Source organism: Streptosporangium vulgare (assembly GCF_042428775.1).
GTDB classification, from domain to species: Bacteria; Actinomycetota; Actinomycetes; order Streptosporangiales; family Streptosporangiaceae; genus Streptosporangium; species Streptosporangium vulgare.
Genome location: NZ_JBHMBS010000002.1, coordinates 445291 through 466216, shown reverse-complemented (window position 1 = coordinate 466216; position 20926 = coordinate 445291). Strand labels below are relative to the sequence as shown.

Sequence of the window (20926 nt, the reverse complement as noted above, 5' to 3'; positions counted from 1 at the left end):
TCAGGCCGAGCTCAGGGAGCCGCGGGCCCTGGCCGGGCGGCCGGGGCGCCCGGTGGTGGCTCCGTGCCGGAACCGGAGGGTGCGGATACGGGCCGAATCAGGGTCGGCGGGTGCGGATACGGGGGCGGACTCTAGGCCAGGCCGAGGTCGGCGAGGGTGTAGGCGGTCCGGTACGGCAGTCCCGCGTCGGGGATCGCCGACGCGGCTCCCCGGTCGACGATCGTGGCGACCGCGACGACCTCGGCGCCCGCCTCGCGCAGCGCCTCCACCGCCGTCAGCGGGGATCCGCCGGTGGTGGAGGTGTCCTCGACCACCAGCACCCGCCGCCCCGACACGTCCGGCCCCTCGATCCGGCGCTGCATGCCGTGGGTCTTCTGCGCCTTGCGGACCACGAACGCGTCGAGTCTCCCGCCCCGCGCGGCGGCCGCGTGCGCCATGGCGGTCGCCACCGGGTCGGCGCCCAGCGTCAGGCCGCCGACCGCCTCGTAGTCGAGGTCCTCGGTGATGTCCAGCATGACCCGCCCCACCAGCGGCGCCGCCTGCCCGTCGAGGGTCACCCTGCGCATGTCCACGTAGAAGTCGGCCTCCATGCCCGAGGACAGCACGACCTTGCCGTGCACCACGGCCTTGCCCTTGATCTCCGTCAGCAGGTTCTCGCGATCGCTCATGGCACAAGGTTAGGGCGAGCCGGGAACCCGTCCGATCGGGCCCCGCCGGGGAACCGGGCTGCCGTAACGCGGATTTCGGCCCGGGGGCGGCAAAAGTGCGATCCGGGTTTACTCGCGGCGCGTACTGCGGGATTATCCGGCAGGCAACTCCGGGTAATGGTGAGGTCACAATGAGTGTGAAAACATCTCAAGGCGACGCTGAACTGCTGGCTGCCACCAGGAACGGCGACGTGGCCGCCTACCGGGTGCTCCATCAGCGGCACGCCCCCGCGGCGCACGCCCTGGCCCGTCTGCTCCTGCCGGGCGAGGCCGAGGCCGCGGGTGTCGTGGAGAGGACGTTCGCCGAGGTCCACCGCGTGATCGCCCAGGGACACGGTCCGGAGCAGGCGTTCCGCGTCTACCTGCTCACCGCCCTCCGCCGCACCGCCGCCTATCCCGGCACGGCCGTCACGACCGGTGCCGGCGACGGCCCGGCGACCGCCGTACCGGGAGCCGGTGAGGAGGAGGCGGAGGAGGCGGAGGGGAAGGCCGACGAGAGCGCGGGCGGGGAGGGTGGAGGGACCGGCGAGCGGGCGCAGACCGATGAGCGGGCGGAGGCCCATGAGGGGGAGGAAGGAGAGGCCGGCGGGCAGGCGCAGGCCGATGAGTGCCTGGAAGGGGAGGCCGACGAGCGGGCACAGGCCGATGAGCGGGCGGAAGAGGGGGTCGGTGAGCGGGCGGAGGGGGAGATCGGGGGGCAGGCGCAGGCCGATGAGTGCCTGGAAGGGGAGGCCGACGAGCGGGCGCAGGCCGATGAGCGAACGGCGGGGGAGGTCGACGAGAGGGCGGACGGGGAGTCCTCCTTCGGCCCGCGCGCGTTTCTCGTCGACCCGTCGGTGGAGGGGCTGGAACGCTCGCCGGTGGCCAGGGCGTTCCTCTCCCTGCCCGAGCGGTGGCAGTTCGTCCTGTGGCACGCCGAGGTCGAGAGGCTCAGGGCCGAGGACATCGGGCTCCTGCTGGGCCTGACGGCCAACGGCGCGGCCGCGCTCGCCCACCGGGCACGGGAGGGGACGCGCCAGGCGTGCCTGCGCATCCACCTGGCCGAGACGTCCGCCCCCGAGTGCCGGCCCGTGCTGACCAGGCTGGGGCCCTACACCCGAGGCGGCCTGCCCAGGGAACAGGGCAGGGTCATCGACAGGCATCTGGACGGCTGTTCCGGCTGCCGCGCGGTGCTCGCGGAGCTGACCGGCATCGGCCAGGGCATCCGCTCGGTGGTCGGACCGCTCGTCGTCGGCCCCGCGTTCCCCGCCTACCTGACGGCACTCGCCAGGATGGGCGCCACGGCGGGTGGCGGGCTGGCCGGACGCTGGCACAGGGCCCCCCGGTCCGTACGGCGTGCCGTCGTGACCGGTGCGACGGCCACCGCGCTCGCGGTGGTCGCGGCCCTCGTGCTGGTGTCGGCGGAGGGGCCCGTCCCCCGGCCGAGCACGGCCTCCGAGCCGATCGTCGTGGCGCCCGCGCCCGGCTCCCCCGCCCCGCGAGAGTCCCCGGACGGGCAGGACACCGCCTCACCCGTACCGTCACTCTCCGGGCGGCCGATGGGCCCCGACCGCGAGCCCGCCGAGACCGGGACGACGTCCGGATCCGGCGGGACGACGAGCCCCGGCGCGGTGCCCGGCGGCGAGCCCGACGGGCTCGGAGAACCCGGTGGGACGGAAGGCGGGATCGGTGACCCACGGGAGACACAACAGGGGACATCGCGGGGGACGGCCGGAGCGGGGCAGGACGGCCGGACGGGTTCCTGGCTCGCCCCCCGCCTGGTGGCCAGGATCGACGCGCTCGGCGCCCTGGTCAGGTCCGAGGCCGGAATCGTCGTGGTGCGGCTACGCAACGCGGGCCAGGGACAGAGCGACGAGGTCGTCGCCGATGTCGGCCTGCCACGAGGCGTGACGCTGCCGTCCGGGGCCCGCAGGGGGAACGCCGTCGGCGGTGTCACGCCGGTCGGCACGGTCGACGGCTGGTCCTGCCGGGCGAGGAGCCGAGGCGCCCGGTGCGTACGCGGCCCGCTGCCGGCCGGCCGGGCCACGGCGGTCTTCCTGAGGGTCCTGGTGTCGGGCGACGCGCCCTACGGGGCGGTACCCTCGGTCACGGTCTCCACCACCGGGACGCGGGTGGCGGCCAGGGCGCGCGGCGGGGTACGGGCGATGGGTGCCCCGGCCCGGTTCGCCACCGACGGCCGGGTGGCCGTCTCCGCGATCGGCAACACCCTGGTGAGCTGCGCGTCCTCGGAGCCCGCGTGCGAGGCCGCGCACTCGCGGCGGGGCGGCAGGCGCGACAACAACAGCTGGGAGATGCGCCCCCTCGACCGCGACGGGGATCTGTCGACGAGCAGTTCGAGCGCAGCCAGGCTCGTCCTGCCGGCGGCGAGCAAGGTGGTCTGGGCGGGCCTCTACTGGTCGGCGAGCGCGCCGCCCAGCGGGCGGATCAAGCTCAAGGTGCCGGGCGAGGAGCGATACCGGCAGGTCAGGGCCACGCAGGTGGTGGAGCGGGAGCTGCCCGCGGGGCGCGGCTACCAGGCGTTCGCCGACGTGACGCGTCTGCTGGGCACGGTCCGCGGGACGTACTGGGTGGCCGACGCCTCGGTGCGGTCCGGTGTGGCGCGTCACGCCGGCTGGAGCCTGGTGGTCATCGTGGCCGACCCGCGCCGGCCGTACAGCCAGGCCGTCGTCGTGGACACCGCGACGGTGCTGGACGGGGGGCATCGCTCGGCGCGGATACCGCTCGGAGGGCTCACCCCCTCCGGCTCCGGCGCGCCCGCGAGGCTCGCCCTGGTGACCTGGGAGGGTGACGCGGGCGTCATGGGTGACCGGGTGAGGCTCGGCGGCCGGCCCCTGCGGCCCGCGGGCGGGGAGCGGGACCCGCACAACCCCTTCGACGGGTCCGCAGCCGGAGCGCGGGGCACCGGCACGACCTTCGGCACGGACGTGGACCGCTTCCGGGCGTCCCTCGGCCGGGACCCGGTGCTGGAGCTCAGCACGCACCAGGACGTCCTGCTGTTCGGGGCGGCGGCGGTGAGTGTGCAGACCGCGCCGTGACGGTGTGAGCGGACGTGACACCCAGGGGGCGCACTGTTCGGCGGGGTCCGTTGTGAGGCGAAGGTGTCATGCGGGGCGTGGGGACACGTGTGGCGGGCCGGTGGGAAACCCGAGCGAGTGGCACCTCGCCGAGGGGGTCCACGAACGGGACAAACTGGTACGGTCTGCGTGAACGATCCAGCGTATGGTCGAGCGCGGGTGGAATCGTCGGGATTCACCCTCGGATGGTCAGCTGCTTGATTACCCTGAGGAAGGGCCGTCTGTCCGGTCTCTTAGGGGTTCTTTCAGGCTTGTCTGAACCGAAGGATCGGGCTACGTAGGAAGGGCGGTGTCGTGTGGATCGTTGCGCGCTGTTCGTGGACGCCGGCTACCTGCTGGCCGACGGCGCGATGGCGGTGCACGGTACCCGCCACCGCGAGTCCGTCTCCTGGGACTACCCGGGGCTGCTCCAGCTGCTCAACAAACTGTCGAGAGAGCGCACCGGGCTGCCGCTGCTGCGCTGCTACTGGTACGAGGCGACCGTGGAGGGCCGCCGCACCCCGGAGCACGACACGCTGGCCGACATCCCCGGCCTCAAGCTCCGCCTGTCGCGCATCCGTCCCGGCCGCCGCGAGGGCGTCGACGCCCAGGTCCACCGCGACCTGATGACGCTGGCCCGCAACGGCGCGGTCTGCGACGCGGTCGTGGTCAGCGGTGACGAGGACCTGGCACAGGTCGTCTGCGACGCCCAGGACCTCGGCGTCCGGGTCACCGTGGTCCACATCAGCGCCGACGGCAGCTGGGCCGTCTCCCGCACGCTGCGCCAGGAGTGCGACGACCTGATCGAGATCGGCGCCGGTCACCTGCGTCCCCACGTCAGCATGCTCAGCGGCGACATGCCCGCCCTGGTGACCAACGGCCACCAGCACGGCTCCGGCAACGGCCAGTCCGCCACCTCACGCGGAGTCGGCGTGAGCAACGGCGCCCCGGCCACCAGCCCCATCCCCGCGGTGCAGACCTCCCGCGCGGCCCACGCCCAGCCCGCGCCGCACTCGACCTACCCGAGCTACACCCAGGAGTCGCCGATCACCCCGGTCACTCCCGCCGCTCCGCCGCCCCCGCCGCCCCCGCCCGCCTCCAAGCCCTCGCACGCGGCCACCGGCAGCACCCAGACCGGCCCGCTGCCGGCCGCGCCCCAGTACTCGCTGGGCAACACGGGCAGCATGCCGAGTTACCAGTCCCCGCAGATGGGCGCCTACACCGGTCCCCAGGCGGCCCCGGTTCCCCCGCAGAGCACCGGCACCGCGACGACCCTCTCCGACGCGGTGCAGGCCGCCCACAAGGAGGGCCACGACTTCGGCGAGTCCGTGGCCAAGGACGCGCCCGCCCTGTGGCTGGAGGCGGTCCTCGCCCGCAAGCCCCGGATGCCCTCCGACCTGGAGGCACGCCTGCTCCAGGGCTCCTCCCTGCCGATCGACTTCCTCCTGCACGACGAGGTCCGCCACGCCCTGCGCCGCGGCTTCTGGGACGCCTTGGAGCGCGCCCGCCGCTGAGGCCGCCAGGACGCGCCGGAGGCCGCCGGGACCGCTCTGGGGAAAAGCCGGGACCGCTCTGGGGAAAACCCGCCCCGCCCCGCCGCGGCGCGTCCGTCAGGTGAGGGCGTCGAAGCCCGCGCGCAGGTGGCTGAGGCGGTTGGACAGCTCGGTCATCGGGCCCGCGAGACCGGGGTCGCCGCTCTTGCGGGTCAGCTCGACGACCCGGCCGAGCTCCTCCTCGACGGCGGTCAGGCGCCTGGACAGCTCGGGCAGCACGGCGGCCTGGTCGGACGCATCACCGGGCGGAAGCTCCGCGCCGAGGCGCTCGCGGAGCATGGTGGCCTGCTCGGCCAGCCTGCGGTTCATGTTGTAGAGCTCCACGAACACCGCGACCTTGGCCCGGAGCACCCACGGGTCGAAGGGCTTGGTGAGGTAGTCGACGGCGCCCGCGGCGTAGCTGCGGAAGGCGTAGTCGGGCGCGCTGTCGACCACGGTGAGGAAGATGATCGGGATGTTGCGGGTGCGCTCGCGGCGCTTGATGTGGGCCGCCGTCTCGAACCCGTCCATGCCCGGCATCCGGACGTCGAGCAGGATCAGCGCGAACTCCGTGCCGAGCAGCGCCTTGAGCGCCTCCTCCCCCGACTTCGCCCGGACGGGTATCAGATCGAGCGAGCTGAGAATGGCCTCGAGCGCGATCAGGTTCTCCTCCCGGTCGTCGACCAGGAGGATCTTGGCTCTGTCCGGCATCGATCACACGCCTTCGTTGGAGTCGCCGGCCGGCTTGCCCCGGGTCAGCCAGCCGCGCAACCTCTCCAGGAGGCGGTCGACGTCCACGGGCTTGGGCACGTAGTCGGAGGCGCCGGATGCGATGCTTTTCTCCCGGTCGCCTCGCATGACCTTAGCGGTTAGCGCGATGATCGGCAGGTCCGCGAACTGGGGCATCCTGCGGATCGCGGAGGTGGTGGCCCAGCCGTCCATCTCCGGCATCATGATGTCCATCAGGACGAGGGCGACGTCCTCGTTGCGTTCGAGCTGCTCGATGCCCTCGCGGCCGTTCTCGGCGTAGATCACCGTGGAGCCGTAGCGTTCGAGCACGCTGGTCAGCGCGAACACGTTGCGGATGTCGTCGTCCACGATCAGGATCTTCGCCCCGGTCAGCGGGTCGTCGCCCTTCCACGGCTTGCCCTCGCCCTGCGGGAACTGCGGCAGGGGCATGTCGTCGTTGAACGTCAGCTCCGGCAGGTCGTCCGGCTCCTCCAGCACGCCGATGAGCGCCGGGTTGCGGGGGGAGGCGCTGGGGGCGCTCGCCCCGCCGTCGCGCGAGGCCAGCGGCCCGCCGTACGACGGGGGCAGGTAGAGGGTGAAGGTGCTGCCCTCGCCGACCTCGCTGACCACGTGGATCTCGCCGCCGAGCAGGCGGGCGATCTCGCGGCAGATGGACAGGCCCAGGCCCGTCCCCCCGTACTTGCGGCTGGTGGTCCCGTCGGCCTGGCGGAACGCCTCGAAGATGACCTCCAGCTTGTCGGAGGCGATCCCGATGCCGGTGTCGACCACCTCGAAGGCGAGGATGCCGTCGGCGCCGCGCAGGGTGTCGTCCACGAAGGAGACGGCGCGCCTGGCGTGGATCACGCGCAGCCGCACCTCCCCCTTGGGGGTGAACTTGATCGCGTTGGAGAGCAGGTTGCGCAGCACCTGCTGGAGGCGCTGCTCGTCGGTGCGGAGCTCCTGCGGGATCGACGGGTCGACCTCGACGGTGAACGACAGGCCCTTGTCCTGGGCGAGCGGCGCGAAGGTGGCCTCGAAGTAGTCGACGAGCTTGGGCAGCGAGATCTGCTGGGGGTGGATGTCCATCCGGCCCGCCTCGACCTTCGACAGGTCGAGGATGTCGTTGATCAGCTGCAGCAGGGCCGAGCCGGCGCCGTGGATCGTCCTGGCGAACTCCACCTGCTGGGCGGTGAGGTTGCCCTCGGCGTTCTCGGTGAGCAGCTTGGCCAGCACGAGGAGGCTGTTCAGCGGGGTGCGCAGCTCGTGGGACATGTTGGCGAGGAACTCGGACTTGTAGCGGGAGGAGACCGCGAGCTGCTCGGCGCGCTCCTCCAGCGTGCGGCGGGCCTGCTCGATCTGGAAGTTCTGGATCTCGATGGCCCGGTTCTGCTTGGCCAGCAGGGCGGCCTTGTCCTCCAGCTCGGCGTTGGAGCGGCGCAGCTCCTCCTGCTGGCGCTGGAGCTCGTCGGAACGCTCCCGCAGCTCGGTGGTGAGGCGCTGCGACTCGGTCAGCAGGTCCTCGGTCCTGGAGTTGGCGATGATCGTGTTCATCGTGACGCCGATGGTCTCGACGAGCTGGTTCAGGAAGTCGTGGTGGATCTCGCTGAACTCGTTGAACGAGGCCAGCTCCAGCACGCCGAGCACCTGCGTCTCGAACAGGACCGGCAGCACGACGATCTGCGCGGGCGTGGAGGTGCTCAGGCCGGTGTCGACGGTCAGGTAGCGGGCGGGCACGTTGCCGAGGATGATCCCCCGGCCCTCCATCGCGGCCTGGCCCACGATGCCCTCGCCGGTCGCGAACCGCTGCCGGGGGCCGTCGCCGGAGCGGACGCCGTACCCGGCGATGAGGTGCAGGTCGCGGTCGCCGGTGGGCTCGGCGAGGTAGAAGGCGCCGTAGTGGGCCGACACCAGCGGAGTCAGCTCGCTCATGATGAGCTTGGCGACCTCCATCAGGTCGCGGTGGCCCTGCATGAGGCGGGAGATCCTCGCCAGGTTGGACTTCAGCCAGTCCTGCTCCTGGTTGGCGGTGGTGGTGTCGCGCAGCACCGCCACCATCATGTTGATGTTGTCCTTCAGCTCGCCGATCTCGCCCTCGGCGTCGACGGTGATGGAGCGGGTCAGGTCGCCGGTGGCCACGGCGGTGGTGACCTCGGCGATGGCGCGGACCTGGGTGGTGAGGCGGGCGGCGAGCTCGTTGACGTTCTCGGTGAGGCGCTTCCAGATGCCCTCGGCGCCCTCGACGCGGGCCTGGCCGCCCAGCTTGCCCTCGGAGCCGACCTCGCGGGCGACGCGGGTGACCTCCGCGCCGAAGGACGACAGCTGGTCGACCATGGTGTTGATCGTGGTCTTCAGGGCGAGGATCTCGCCCTGGGCGTTCACGTCGATCTTGCGGGTCAGGTTGCCGGACGCCACCGCGGTGGTGACCTCGGCGATGTTGCGGACCTGGTAGGTCAGGTTGTTGGCCATGGAGTTGACGTTGTCGGTGAGGTCCTTCCAGACGCCGGAGACGCCGCGTACGCGGGCCTGGCCGCCGAGCTGGCCCTCGGTGCCGACCTCGCGGGCGACGCGGGTGACCTCGTCGGCGAACATCGACAGCTGGTCCACCATGGTGTTCAGGGTGTCCTTGAGCTGGAGGATCTCGCCCTGGGCGTCCGCGGTGATCTTCTTGGACAGGTTGCCCTGGGCGACGGCGGTGGAGACCGCGGCGATCTGGCGGACCTGGGTGGTCAGGTTGTTCGCCATCACGTTGACGTTGTCGGTGAGGTCCTTCCAGGTGCCGGAGACACCGGGCACCTGTGCCTGGCCGCCGAGCTGGCCCTCCGAGCCGACCTCGCGGGCCACCCGGCTCACCTCGGAGGCGAAGGACGACAGCTGGTCGACCATGGTGTTGATCGTGGTCTTCAGGGCGAGGATCTCGCCCTGGGCGTTCACGTCGATCTTGCGGGTCAGGTCCCCGTTGGCGACCGCGGTGGTGACCTCGGCGATGTTGCGGACCTGGTAGGTCAGGTTGTTGGCCATGGAGTTGACGTTGTCGGTGAGGTCCTTCCAGACGCCGGAGACGCCGCGTACGCGGGCCTGGCCGCCGAGCTGGCCCTCGGTGCCGACCTCGCGGGCCACCCGGGTGACCTCGTCGGCGAACATCGACAGCTGGTCCACCATGGTGTTCAGGGTGTCCTTGAGCTGGAGGATCTCGCCCTGGGCGTCCGCGGTGATCTTCTTGGAGAGGTCACCCTGCGCCACCGCCGTGGAGACCGCCGCGATGGCGCGGACCTGGGTGGTCAGGTTGCCCGCCATCACGTTGACGTTGTCGGTGAGGTCCTTCCAGACCCCCGAGACGCCGCGCACCTGCGCCTGGCCGCCGAGCTGGCCCTCGGTGCCGACCTCGCGGGCGACGCGGGTGACCTCCTCGGCGAACGCCAGCAGCTGGTCCACCATGGTGTTGACGGTGTTCTTCAGCTCGAACATCTCGCCGACCGCGTCGACGGTGACCTTGCGGCTCAGGTCGCCTCGCGCGACCCCGGTGGTCACCGCGGCGATGTCGCGGACCTGCGCGGAGACGCGGCTGGACATGGTGTTGACGGCCTCGGTGAGGTCGCGCCAGCTTCCCGACATGCCGCGCACGTTCGCCCGGCCGCCCAGGCGGCCCTCGGTGCCGACCTCCCTGGCCACCCGCGTCACCTCGGACGTGAACAGCGACAGCTGGTCGACCATGCCGTTGATCGCCTTGCCGAGGCGGCGCACCTCGCCCCTGGCACTGCGGTCGAGGTCGATCCGCCGGGACAGATCACCCTTGGCCACCGCGTCGATCACGTCCGCGGCCCCGCTCACCGGGCCCACCAGCGCGTCGATCAGCGTGTTGACCGAATCGACGCTCTCGGCCCAGGAACCCACGCCGGGACCGGGGGTGAGGCGCTCGCCGAAGCGGCCCTCCTTCACCACCTCACGGCGCACCCGGTGCAGCTCGTTGGCCAGGTGCTCGCGGCGATCGGCCACCTCGTTGAGCAGCAGGCGGATCTCGCTGAGGATTCCCGGCGGGGCGTGCGGCACCCGGCGGCGGAAGTCACCGTCGCGCCAGGTGATCAGCGTCTGCAGAATTGGTCGCAGATCGGATTCGCTGTAACGTCGCTCCTCGACGTCGGGCACGGTGTTGACCGTGGTCATAAGACCTCCTTGACTCCCGGGGGCGCAGCCGTGAGTCACCCCAGTCTGTCACGGTGCGCAATGTGTAGTCCCACCTTCGATTCACCCCATGCCAACGGGAAGTGTGGTAGGCACGGAACAGTGACCAGTGCCCCACGCGCCGTCCTGGCGGCGACCTTCGCCCCGGGACACACGGCCGTTCCCGCCGCCAGACGGTTCACCATCGAGGTGATGACCGCCTGGGCCGCCGCGCCCGTCCTGGCGGTCGCCGAGCGGCTCGCGGCCGACCTGTCGTCGCAGGTGACCGATGTTCCCTTCGAGATCGTCTGGAGCCATCTGGGCGACGGGCTGCAGATCGAGGTGCGCCAGAAGCAGGCCCCCGAGGCAAGCCCGGGCGCACCGTCCGTGCCGGTGGAGGAGTGGGGTGTCACCTTCGCCGGTCAGCAGCGCACGCACTGGGCCAGGATCCGGCTGCCCGGCTCCTCCGGGCGGCCGTCCTCGGAGTGGACCGCCGAGGAGCCCAGCCGAGGGCCGATATGGATGGGTTTTCTCGCCGACGCCAGCGATCTGCTGGCGGGCACCCTCGATCCCGACATGGTGCCCGCGATCATCTCGCAGATCGTGGTGCCGCGGCTGGCCACCTGGTGTGCCGTCTACACATGGAGCAACGGCGGCGGCCCGCAACGTCCAGCCTACCTCTGGCACACCGACGAGCGGCGCATCGACGAGCTCAGGGAGGAGCTCGCCAGCGTCCAGATCCCGCAGACCGGCGGGTCCATGCAGCTCGCCGACTCGCAGATGCTGGTCATCCCGCTCCTCGCGCGCGGGCGCACGCTGGGCGCGATGTGCCTGGGGCGGCCCGACCGCTTCGCCGAGGACGTCTTCCAGTACGCCGAGGACATCGGCCGCCGCGCCGCGCTCGCCCTGGACAACGCCCTGCTGTACGCCACCCAGGCGGCGGCCAACCGGGCCCTGCAGCGCAGCCTGCTCCCGCCCGACGAGCCGGGCGAGATCCCCGGCCTGGACCCCGCGGTGGTCTACGAGCCCGCCGGGGAGACCAACGAGGTCGGCGGCGACTTCTACGATCTCTTCGCGGCTGGCGACGGCTCCTGGCGGTTCGCGGTGGGCGACGTCTGCGGGACCGGCCCCGAGGCCGCCGCGGTCACCGGCCTCGCCCGCCACACCCTGCGCCTGCTCTCGCGGGAGGGGTACGGGGTGGCGGCCGTCCTCGACCGCCTCAACCAGGCCATCCTGGAGGAGGGCGAGCGCGCCCGCTTCCTGACGCTGCTGCACGGGGAGATCACGCCCGTGCCGAGCGGCCTGGACGTGGCGATGGTCTCCGCCGGGCACCCGGAGGCGCTGCGGCTGAAGCCCAGCGGCGTCGTGGAGGCCGTGGTGACCTCGCAGTCACTGCTGGGCGTCTTCCCCGAGGCGACCTTCAAGGCGGAGCTCGTCCACCTCGACCCCGGTGACGTGCTTCTCGCGGTGACCGACGGGGTCACCGAGCGCCGCAGGGGCGGGCGGCTGCTCGACGACGACGCGGGGCTGGCCAAGCTGCTCGCCGAGTGCGCGGGGCTGTCGGCGCGGGCGGTCGCCGAGCGGGTCCGCCGCGCGGTCCAGGACTTCGCCCCCGAGCCGAGCGCCGACGACATGGCGATCGTGGTCCTGCGGGCCCGCTGACGGCCCCGCCGGCCGTCCCGGCCGTTCCGCATGCTCCCGCCTTCCCGCCCGCGCGCTTCCGGGGCCGCACGTGGAGGAGCCTCCGGGGCCGCATGTGAAAGATCGGCACGTTCTCGCCGGGGATCACGGAGGAAGGCCGGGGATCACGGAGGAAGGCCGGCGCGCCCGGAAGACCGGCACGCCCGCACCGGGGCGGTACGGGTTAGATGTCGGTCTTCACGTGCTTTCTGGCGAAGTCCAGCTGGGCCGACATCTGCGCGATCCGCTCGGAGATGACCAGGGAGCCGTGGCCCGCGTCGTAGCGGTACACCCGGTGCTCGTGGTCGCGCTCGGCGAGCCGTGCCACGTACGTCTCGATCTGCCCGATCGGGCAGCGCGGGTCGTTCTCCCCGGCGAGGATGAGCAGCGGGGCCTCGACCTGGTCGACGTAGGTGATCGGCGAGCTGTTCACGTACCGCTCGGGCTGCTCCTCGGGCGAGCCGCCGAGCAGGGCGCGGTGGTAGGAGCGGAGCGCCTCCGTCTCCTCCCGGTAGGCGGCGACGTGATCGGCGATCGGCACCGTGGCGATGCCCGCCGCCCACATCTTGGGCTGGGTGCCCAGGCCGAGCAGCGTGAGGTAGCCGCCCCAGGAGGCGCCGGAGAGCACCAGCCGGTCGGGGTCGCAGACGCCGCGGTCGACCATCGTGTCCCTGACGGCGGCGACGTCGGCCAGCTCGATGTGCCCGACGTCGCCGTGCAGGGCGTTCCGCCAGGCCGAGCCGTATCCGGTGGAGCCCCGGTAGTTGACCCGTACGACCGCGAAGCCGAGGTCCACCCAGGCGGCCACCTGCGGCACGAAGGAGTCGTCGTCCTGGGCGGTGGGTCCGCCGTGCAACATGAAGACCGTGGGGAAGGGGCCCGAGCCGCGCTCGGGACGGGAGACCAGGGCGTGGATGCGGCCGCCGGGGCCCTCCACGTCCACGTCCTCGACCGGGACCGACGGAGGCGAGGTGGGGCCGCCGTGGTTCATCACCACGTGGCCGCTGGTCGACCGGATCAGCGGTGGGTGGGCCCCGCTGGACCAGGAGTACTCGACGGAGCCGTCGGGGCGGGGCGCGGCGGCGTCGATCACGCCGTGCTGGGTCTCGATCGGGAAGAGCCCGCCACCGGGAAGGTCGTAGCGGGTCAGGTAGGTGCGCCCCCGGTTGCCGCGCACGACGAGCAGCGAGCGGCCGTCGTCGTACCAGTCGGCGGTGATCTCGCCCGGGTCGCGCAGCCAGATCTCCCGCTGGTCGCCGGTCTCGGGGTCCCAGACGAGGGGCTCGCGGCGGCCCCTGCGCTCGTGCAGGGTGAGCAGGCGGCGGTCTCCCGACACCGGCGCGAAGCGCAGGCCGATGACCCCCTTGCCGGGCTCGTCGTGCAGGTCGCCGACGACGTCGCCGTTGCGCCTGAGCACGCGCAGCCCGGGGTGGCGGGCGTCGCCGCGCTCGCTGTGGCTGATCGCGATCAGCGAGCCGTCGAGGGAGACCGCGGAGACGGCGGCCGCCTCGGTGTGCTCGTAGATCGTCCGCGCGGGCTCGCCCGGCCGTACGAGATGGATGGTGAAGCCCTGTCCCGGCCTGGCCATGCCGATGACCGCGTCGCCCGTCGCCGAGAGCCCGAGCCCGGCGGGGAAGCCGGGGGCGAGGTCGATCGGCTGGTCGGGGCCGCCGTAGAAGGGCTGGCGCATCCACCGGCCCCACTCGTCGCCGTCGGTGTCGTCGAACCACCAGATCCACTGGCCGGTGGGATCGATCGCGCCGTGCGAGGTGCCCTTGGGCCTGGAGGTCGCCTGGCGGGTGGAGCCACCCGCGCGGTCCCAGGCGTAGACCTCCCACGCCCCCGAGGCGTTGCTGCGGTAGACGGACCGGCTGGGAGCCTGACCCGCCCACACGGGCAACGTCGCGCGCGGCGCGCGGAACCTGGCCTGCCAGCGCTCCTCCGCCTTCATATGGCGCTTCCCTCCGTCAAGGCATCAGCTACACGCGTCCAGGCGCGGGCTCGCCGGATTGCGGTCCAGTATGTCGTCTTCACCGGCTAATTGCTTGAGTAATGTCGGGGAATTTCGGACTAAAAGTCACATCAGTAACAGGTGCCTCGAAGGAGGCTGTCAAGCACACAGCTTGCTCAGGGACGGTGCTTAAAGATAGACATACGGAAAGAAGCTTCCACAAGGCACATTTCCGGGAGTTTTTCGATCCTTCTTCGCATAACTGCCGTATCCGTGTGCCAGGCGCTGGGCCCCATTTCCACGACCGCCTCGACCGCATCATGCCTCAGGGCCATCTCGAACGCGAGAGTGTTCCGGCCGGTCTCGACGAAGTGTTCGTTCAGGCTCTCCGCCACGCGCCGCTCCTTCGAGTCGTCCACCGACAGGAGCCCCAGCCGCTCCACCAGTGGCGATAGGTGCCGCGAGGTGGGGGTGACCACTACGAGCTCACCATCCCCCTTAAGCACTCGTGCGAACTCTGCCCCATTTCTAGGGGCGAACACATTGAGAAGCACGTCTATCGTGTCATCTCCCAGCGGTAGTGGTCTCCACACGTCGGCCACCACCGCCCCCAGCCGGGGATGGGCCCGCGCGGCCCGCCTGATCGCGTGCTTGGAGACGTCCAGCGCCACCCCGGTGGCCCCCGGCAGCCCGTCGAGCGCCCGCGCGAGATAGTGGCCCGTCCCGGCACCGGCGTCCGCCACCACCTTCGCGCCGGTACGGCAGGCGCCCGCGACCGCCTCCGCCAGCGGGGCGTAGTGCCCGGCGGCGAGGAACGCGTCCCTGGCCGCCACCATGGCCGCGCTGTCGGCCGTTCCCGGCACCCGGGACCCGGTCAGCAGGCTGACGTATCCCTGCCTGGCCACGTCGAAGCCGTGCCCCTGGGCGCACCGCAGGACCCGCTCCCCGAGCTCCAGGGAGCCGCGGCAGACCGGGCAGGCGAGGTGTTCGACGACATCGTCCAGCATCTCCCCATCATCTCGCGTCCCGCCGAGGCCGAACCGTCGTGCTGAGCGGCCGTGCTGAGCGGGGGACGGGGACGGGGAGCGAGGACGGCGGCTCAGGCGGTCTGCTGGATCTGCTGGAGGAAGGCGGCGTTGGAGGGGGTCTCGCCGAGCCTGCCGGTGAGGAGCTCCAGGGCCTGCTGCCGCTCCAGGCCGCCCAGCGTGCGGCGCAGCCGCCAGGTGAGCTGCCGCTCCTGGGGGTCGAGGAGGATCTCCTCGCGGCGGGTGCTGGAGGCGTCGAGGTCGACGGCGGGGAAGAGGCGCTTGTCGGCGAGGGCGCGGCTGAGACGCAGCTCCATGTTGCCGGTGCCCTTGAACTCCTCGAAGAGGCTGTCGTCCATCCGCGAGCCGGTCTCGACCAGCGCGGTGGCGAGGATGGTGAGCGAGCCGCCGTCGCGCAGGTTGCGGGCGGCGCCGAAGAAGCGGCGCGGGGGGAGCAGGGCCGTGGCGTCGATGCCTCCGGCGAGCGTGCGCCCGCCACCGGGGGCGAGGTTGTTGTACGCGCGGGCGAGCCGGGTGAGGGAGTCGAGCAGGAGGACGACGTCGTGCCCGGCCTCGGCGAGGCGCTTGGCGCGCTCGACGGCGAGTTCGGCGACGGCGGTGTGGTCGCGGTCGGGACGGTCGAACGTGGACGCGGCGACCTCGCCGTGGATGGACTCGCGCATCTCGGTGACCTCCTCGGGGCGCTCGCCGACGAGCACGACCATGAGGTGGCAGTCCGGGTGGTTGGCGGTGATCGCGGCGGCCAGGTCCTGCAGGACCATCGTCTTGCCCGCCTTGGGCGGGGCGACGATCAGCCCGCGCTGGCCCTTGCCGACCGGGGTGAACAGGTCGACGACCCTGCCGGTCAGCGACCCGGTCTCCAGGCGGAGCCGGTCGCGCGGGTGGATCGGGGTCATGTCCGCGAAGTCGGGCCGGTGCCGCCAGGCGGCGGCGCCGTTCACGCTCTCCACTCCCTCCAGCCTCTCGTACGGGGCGCGTGCGGTGGCCACGACGTGGTCGCCGGGGCGCAGGCCGTACTCGGAGATCTGGGAGTGGGGCACCCGGACGTCGCGCGGGGACGGCAGGTAACCGGCGGTCCGGATGTATCCGGTCCGGTCACGGACGTCGAGCAGGCCGGTCACGGTCTCGGCGGGGGTGTCGCGCCCGGGGGACCTGCTGGTCGTGGCCGCGCCGTCCCGGCGAGGGGCCTTCCCGGTGGTGTTCGCGTCGCTTCGGCGAGGACGCGGGACCTTCTTGGCGATGATTTTTTCTACGGTGGGTTCTTTGAAAACGGGTTCGGCGGTCATGGGTGACCTTTCAGGGGAGATCGGGATCTCGGGAGATCCGGAGACGAGGACCGCACGCCTGAGACAGGGGCGGTGCCGAGAGAAGAAGCGAGAAACGGGGGCGGATCGTCGCACGCGGCCTAGCCAGCGGTGCGTCACGCCCGGTATCACGGTAGCACCGTTGACTCATCCCGAACAGGAGAGCGGATGCTACATCAACCCATAACGGTCGCCGGGGTCGAGGTGTTCCCGCTGTGCGACGCGGTGGGGCCGATGGGCGACGCGATCCGGCGCCCGATGCCGCAGATGTTCCCCGGTGGCCGCCACGGCGAGTCGGACGAGTGGATCCTGCACTTCCACTGCTACCTGCTGCGCGACGCGGCGGGCCGTACGGTGCTGGTCGACACCGGCATCGGCCCCCGCGACTCGCCCGCGGCGAGCTGGGCACCGGTGCCCGGGGCTCTGGGGGCGGAGCTGGCCCGGGTGGGGACGGCTCCCGAGGAGGTGGACGCGGTGGTCATCACGCACCTGCACAGCGACCACGCGAGCGGTGCGGTGGTCGCGGGGGCGCCGGTCTTCGCCAACGCCCGGCACGTCCTGCAGCGCGCCGAGATCGACGCGGCGGGCGAGGCGGTCCTCGACCAGGTCGTCCGGCCGCTGGGCGAGCGGGTGCAGGCGGTGGACGGCGGGGCGGAGGTGCTGCCCGGCATCCGGGTGCTGCTCGCCCCGGGACACACCCCGGGTCACCAGGTCGTCCAGGTCGGCGATCTGGTGCTGACCGGCGACGTGGTGCTGCATCCGGTGCAGCTGGAGGACCCGCGGGTGCCCTACCTCTACGACGCCGACCCCGAGCTGGCCGCCGCCACGCGCGTGGAGCTGCTCGACCGGGTCAGGGCGGAGGGCGGGACGATCGGCACCGCCCACTTCGCCGAGCCCTTCACCAGGCTCGTCTGAGCCGCGATCCCGCACGAGGTGACCCGGGGTCCTCCGTGAGGTGCCCCGGGACCCTCGGCGAGGCCCGTCCGAACCGGGGACGTCATGAGTTCGCCCGGGCGGCGGCCGGGATCGAGCGAATCGGGGGCGTCATGAGTTCGCCCGGGCGGCGGCGGGGATCGAGCGAATCGGGGGGCGCTACGAGTTCGCCTGGGCGGCGGCGGTGGCCGGGATCAGGCGCCGGCGCGCCTTGCCCCGGTAGCGGACGACCTGGACGGCGCCCAGCGCCCAGATCGGGTACTGGGTGGCGAACGCCCACCGGAAGGCGTCCAGGCCGGTGCCGCCCAGGAGGTCGAGGGTGACGCCGATCAGGGCGATCACCGCCACGGACGCGACGAAGCCGCCGCCGTTCACGATGCCGGTGGCCGCGCCGATCCGGGTGGCCGGGTTGAAGGTCCTGGCGTAGTCGAAGCCGATCATCGAGCCGGGGCCGTTCGCCGCCAGCACCACCACGAGCGCCACCAGCAGCCAGAGCGGTGCCCGGCCGGGCCAGAGCAGCACGGCGGTCCACGCCCCGGCGGTGGTGCCGATCACGATGAGCACCATCCGGGAGCGGTGGAAGGGGAAGCGGCCGGCGAGATAGCCGAGCAGCGGCCCGCACACCATGCCGCACAGGGTCAGCGTGGTCAGCAGCACGCCCGCCGTCGCGGGGGCCAGCCCCTGGCCCTGGACGAGGAACGGATATCCCCACAGCATCAGGAACGCCGCGGCCGAGCACTGGGTGGCCGCGTGGGTCCACATGCCCAGCCGGGTGCCCGGCTCGGCCCAGGCGGCCTTCAGGCTCGGTGGCTCCCCCGTACGCTTGGGGCGGGGGTCGCGCAGCACCGCGACCAGCAGGAACGCGGCGACCACGCCCAGGACGGCGGCACCCAGGAAGGTGGGCGTCCATCCGTAGGTGTGCAGGGAGTAGATGAGGGGCACCGCGGAGGCGATCGCGCCGAGCTGGCCGAGCAGGCCGGTGAGCTGGACCATCAGCGGGTTGCGGCGGGCGGGGAAGGAGAGGCCGACCAGCCTGATCACGCTGATGAACGTCATCGCGTCCCCGCACCCGATCAGCGCCCGCCCGGCGATCCCCGGCAGCAGCCCTCCGGCCAGGGCGAAGACGAGCTCGCCGCAGGCCATCACCACGGCCCCCAGGACCAGCATGCGTTTGGAACCGAGCCGGTCGACCAGTATCCCGACGGGCACCTGCATGCCCGCGTAGACCAGCAGCTGGCACATGGCCAGGACCGAGAGTCCCGCCGCGCCGACGTCGAGCCTCGCCGCCGCCTCGATGCCCGCCACGCCCAGCGACTGCCGGTGGAAGACGGCGACGACGTAGGCAACCACACCCGTGGCCCAGAAGAGGATCGCCATGGACCGTGGTGTCATGGGGGAAATATTACTTTTTACGTGTTTTACGAATGCGATCGGGTCCGCGGGTACGCCGGGATCAACGGCGCGGGTAGCGGATGAGCAGGCTGGCGTGGACGTCCTGGTCACCGAGGACGGCGTACGAATGCGGGACGTCCGACCGCCAGGAGATGTGCTCGCCGGGACCGGCCCGCAGCGGAGCCCCGGCCGGTCCGGCGCTGAGCGTCCCGGCGAAGACGGTCACGTGCTCGGTGACGCCCTCGTGGTGGGCGGGCGAGACCTGCGGCGTCCCCGCCCGGATCACCAGCCGGTAGAGCTCGTACGTGACCCCCTCGTCCTCGAAGACCTGGAGCAGCGTCCCCTCGACGGCCGTCCCGTGGACGACGGGGATTCCCCCGGTCCGCCCGCTCCCGCCCGCGTCCACCGGCGGCGGGGTGCCGACGGCCATCGCCAGGGGGACGCCGAGCTCGGTGGTGATCGCCCAGAGGGTGTCCAGGGTGGGGTTGCGGGTGCCGTTCTCCAGGCCGGAGAGCGTGGCCTTGCCGACACCGGCGGCGCGGGCGAGGGCGGACAGGGAGATGCCGCGCTCCTCGCGCAGCCCGCGAATCCGCCGCCCGATGCCGGGCGTGCCGCTGTCCGCCTCCGGCCTGCCGGGTGTGCCGCCGTCCGTGGCCTGCCTGTCGGGTGTGCCGGTGTCGGAGGCCGGCCGATCGGGCGTGCCGCTGTCCGACGCCGGTCGACCGGGTGTGCCGGTGCCGGCGGCCGGTCTATCTGGCGTGCCGGTGTCGGCGGACGGCCGGCCGGGTGCGCCGGTTTCCTGGGCGGGCCTGGGGCTTTGTGCTCCGGAGTCCATGGGGCTATCGTGCAGCACGAGAGCCGTTCCGTTTACGGAACGACTGGCCCTCCCCCCATGAGGACGCGCCGGTGACCGGGGCGAGAAGCGAAGAGGAGCGAGGAACGAAGGGAGGTCACCGGGTCCGAGCGCCCTCGTCGCGACGCGCCGGCGTCGCCGTCAACGCCTGAGGAACGGAAATGACACGTCTGCTTCAACCCGTACTGGCCGGAGTGGTGGCCGCGGTGGTCGGTTTCGCCAGCTCCTTCGCCGTGGTCCTGGCGGGGCTCAGGGCGGTGGGCGCCGACCAGCGGCAGGCGGCCTCGGGGCTGCTCGCCCTCTGCGTGGCCAGCGGCGTGGTGGCCGTCTGGCTGGGCCTGCGGCAGCGCGTCCCGATCGTCGGCGCCTGGTCCACCCCGGGGGCGGCGCTGCTGGTCGCGACCGGCGCCGTGGAGGGCGGTTTCCCCGTCGCGGTCGGGGCGTTCGTGGTCTCGGGACTTCTCCTCACCGCCGCCGGTCTCTTCCCCGTCCTGGGCCGGTGGATCGCGGCCATCCCCACGTCGATCGCCGGTGCCATGCTCGCCGGGGTCCTGCTCGACCTGTGCGTCGCGCCGGTCAGGGCGCTCGCCGAGATACCGCTGATGGCGGGTCCGGTCGTGCTCACCTGGGCGCTGCTGAGCAGGTTCGCCCGCAAGTGGGCGATCCCGGTGGCCCTCCTAGTCGCCGTCGCGGCCATCGCGCTGACCGGTCCCGGGCCGGCCGCGGTGGACGTGCGGCCGGTACTGGAGGTGACCGTCCCGTCCTGGAGCGCCCAGGCGATGGTCAGCGTCGCGCTCCCGCTCTTCCTGGTCACCATGGCCTCGCAGAACGTGCCGGGCATGGCGGTCCTCGCCGGGTACGGCTACCGTCCCCCGCTGCGCGGGATCCTCGTCTCCACCGGCCTGGCGAGCACGCTGGGCGCTCCGCTGGGCGGCCACGCGGTGAACCTGGCGGCGATCAGCGCCGCGCTGTCCGCCGGACCCGACGCCGACCCCGATCCGGCCCGCCGGTGGATCGCCTCGGTCTCCTCGGGCGTCGCGATGATCGTCCTGGGGGTCGGCTCGGGACTGGCCACCGCGCTCGTCCTGCTCTCCCCGCCGCTGCTCGTCGAGGCCGTCGCCGGTCTCGCCCTGCTCGGGGCGCTCGCCTCGGCCGTCGCCTCCGCCGTCGCCGACCCCGAGGGCAGGGAGGCCGCGGCCGTCACCTTCGTGGTCACCGCGTCGGGACTGACACTCCTGGGCGTGGGCGCCGCCTTCTGGGGGCTCGTCGCGGGCGGTCTCATGACACTTCTGCACCGTCGCGGGAAACCATCCCCCCGAACCCCGGCCGGCGAGGCCCCGGTGGGCGAGACCGTGTCGGATCCCGGCTCGGGAGAGAAAGCTCTGGGCTCGGGGGAGGAAGGTCCGGGCTCGGATGGGGGAGGTCGAAGCGTGTGCGGGGGAGGTCCGGGCTCGGACAGGGAAGACCCGGGCGAGGGAGGCTCGGGCTCGGACGGGGGAGGTCCCGGAGTGGGCGCGGGAGGCCCGGACACGCCTCAGCCGGTGCGGCCTGCGGGGCGCACCGGCTGAGAGCTGAGAGCGGGCGTGAC

General features: G+C 72.4%; 13 protein-coding genes. 5 read left to right on the top strand and 8 right to left on the bottom strand.

What is annotated here, in order from left to right; genetic code table 11:
- Positions 1-131: 131 nt before the first annotated feature.
- Complete coding sequence (gene pyrE / locus ACFFRH_RS06100; protein ID WP_386154877.1) at positions 132-668, bottom strand: orotate phosphoribosyltransferase; 537 nt, start codon at positions 666-668, stop codon at positions 132-134.
- Between the two features lie 170 nt (positions 669-838).
- Here pyrE and ACFFRH_RS06095 point away from each other — a divergent pair, with 170 nt between their 5' ends.
- Positions 839-3742, top strand: a complete 2904-nt coding sequence (locus ACFFRH_RS06095) for a zf-HC2 domain-containing protein (protein WP_344746818.1) — start codon at positions 839-841, stop codon at positions 3740-3742.
- Between the two features lie 335 nt (positions 3743-4077).
- Positions 4078-5274, top strand: a complete 1197-nt coding sequence (locus ACFFRH_RS06090) for an NYN domain-containing protein (protein ID WP_344749709.1) — start codon at positions 4078-4080, stop codon at positions 5272-5274.
- A gap of 96 nt (positions 5275-5370) precedes the next feature.
- On the opposite strand, the gene ACFFRH_RS06085 is transcribed toward ACFFRH_RS06090, so the two are convergent.
- Together ACFFRH_RS06085 and ACFFRH_RS06080 are read right to left on the bottom strand one after the other, a co-directional pair.
- Complete coding sequence (locus ACFFRH_RS06085; protein ID WP_344749708.1) at positions 5371-6003, bottom strand: response regulator; 633 nt, start codon at positions 6001-6003, stop codon at positions 5371-5373.
- 3 nt (positions 6004-6006) lie between these two features.
- The gene (locus tag ACFFRH_RS06080) at positions 6007-10182 is read right to left on the bottom strand and encodes a HAMP domain-containing protein (RefSeq protein WP_386154871.1); all 4176 of its coding nucleotides are present in this window, start codon (positions 10180-10182) and stop codon (positions 6007-6009) included.
- A gap of 120 nt (positions 10183-10302) precedes the next feature.
- Here ACFFRH_RS06080 and ACFFRH_RS06075 point away from each other — a divergent pair, with 120 nt between their 5' ends.
- Entirely contained in the window at positions 10303-11841 is a 1539-nt protein-coding gene (locus ACFFRH_RS06075) for a PP2C family protein-serine/threonine phosphatase (RefSeq protein WP_344749707.1), read from the top strand.
- A gap of 202 nt (positions 11842-12043) precedes the next feature.
- Here ACFFRH_RS06075 and ACFFRH_RS06070 read toward each other — a convergent pair whose 3' ends face one another.
- The 3 genes from ACFFRH_RS06070 to rho all read right to left on the bottom strand — a co-directional run bounded on the left by ACFFRH_RS06070 (position 12044) and on the right by rho (position 16142).
- Positions 12044-13810: a S9 family peptidase gene (locus tag ACFFRH_RS06070; RefSeq protein WP_386154867.1), complete on the bottom strand. Its 1767-nt coding sequence runs from the start codon at positions 13808-13810 to the stop codon at positions 12044-12046.
- A gap of 176 nt (positions 13811-13986) precedes the next feature.
- Positions 13987-14817 carry a putative RNA methyltransferase gene (locus ACFFRH_RS06065; RefSeq protein WP_344749705.1) on the bottom strand — a complete coding sequence of 277 codons (831 nt, stop codon included), beginning with the start codon at positions 14815-14817 and terminating at the stop codon, positions 13987-13989.
- Positions 14818-14909: 92 nt separating this feature from the next.
- On the bottom strand, positions 14910-16142 hold the full coding sequence (gene rho, locus ACFFRH_RS06060) for a transcription termination factor Rho (protein ID WP_386154863.1): 1233 nt from the start codon (positions 16140-16142) through the stop codon (positions 14910-14912).
- A 186-nt stretch (positions 16143-16328) separates the two neighbouring features.
- Here rho and ACFFRH_RS06055 point away from each other — a divergent pair, with 186 nt between their 5' ends.
- A complete protein-coding gene (locus ACFFRH_RS06055) occupies positions 16329-17075 on the top strand; it encodes an MBL fold metallo-hydrolase (protein WP_344749703.1) in 747 nt (248 codons plus the stop codon).
- Positions 17076-17252: 177 nt separating this feature from the next.
- On the opposite strand, the gene ACFFRH_RS06050 is transcribed toward ACFFRH_RS06055, so the two are convergent.
- A complete protein-coding gene (locus ACFFRH_RS06050) occupies positions 17253-18485 on the bottom strand; it encodes an MFS transporter (protein WP_344749702.1) in 1233 nt (410 codons plus the stop codon).
- 61 nt (positions 18486-18546) lie between these two features.
- Positions 18547-19320, bottom strand: coding sequence for a helix-turn-helix domain-containing protein (locus ACFFRH_RS06045; RefSeq protein ID WP_344749700.1), 774 nt, complete (start codon positions 19318-19320; stop codon positions 18547-18549).
- A gap of 179 nt (positions 19321-19499) precedes the next feature.
- Here ACFFRH_RS06045 and ACFFRH_RS06040 point away from each other — a divergent pair, with 179 nt between their 5' ends.
- Positions 19500-20906, top strand: coding sequence for a benzoate/H(+) symporter BenE family transporter (locus ACFFRH_RS06040; RefSeq protein ID WP_344749796.1), 1407 nt, complete (start codon positions 19500-19502; stop codon positions 20904-20906).
- The last annotated feature ends 20 nt before the right edge of the window (positions 20907-20926 follow it).

What these genes read in the sequence shown, in the direction of transcription:
- pyrE (WP_386154877.1), bottom strand. Translation starts at nt 668, where the DNA reads ATGAGCGATCGCGAGAACCTGCTGACGGAGATCAAGGGCAAGGCCGTG.
- ACFFRH_RS06095 (WP_344746818.1), top strand. Translation starts at nt 839, where the DNA reads ATGAGTGTGAAAACATCTCAAGGCGACGCTGAACTGCTGGCTGCCACC.
- ACFFRH_RS06085 (WP_344749708.1), bottom strand. Translation starts at nt 6,003, where the DNA reads ATGCCGGACAGAGCCAAGATCCTCCTGGTCGACGACCGGGAGGAGAAC.
- ACFFRH_RS06080 (WP_386154871.1), bottom strand. Translation starts at nt 10,182, where the DNA reads ATGACCACGGTCAACACCGTGCCCGACGTCGAGGAGCGACGTTACAGC.
- ACFFRH_RS06070 (WP_386154867.1), bottom strand. Translation starts at nt 13,810, where the DNA reads ATGAAGGCGGAGGAGCGCTGGCAGGCCAGGTTCCGCGCGCCGCGCGCG.
- ACFFRH_RS06065 (WP_344749705.1), bottom strand. Translation starts at nt 14,817, where the DNA reads ATGCTGGACGATGTCGTCGAACACCTCGCCTGCCCGGTCTGCCGCGGC.
- rho (WP_386154863.1), bottom strand. Translation starts at nt 16,142, where the DNA reads ATGACCGCCGAACCCGTTTTCAAAGAACCCACCGTAGAAAAAATCATC.
- ACFFRH_RS06055 (WP_344749703.1), top strand. Translation starts at nt 16,329, where the DNA reads ATGCTACATCAACCCATAACGGTCGCCGGGGTCGAGGTGTTCCCGCTG.
- ACFFRH_RS06050 (WP_344749702.1), bottom strand. Translation starts at nt 18,485, where the DNA reads ATGACACCACGGTCCATGGCGATCCTCTTCTGGGCCACGGGTGTGGTT.
- ACFFRH_RS06045 (WP_344749700.1), bottom strand. Translation starts at nt 19,320, where the DNA reads ATGGACTCCGGAGCACAAAGCCCCAGGCCCGCCCAGGAAACCGGCGCA.
- ACFFRH_RS06040 (WP_344749796.1), top strand. Translation starts at nt 19,500, where the DNA reads ATGACACGTCTGCTTCAACCCGTACTGGCCGGAGTGGTGGCCGCGGTG.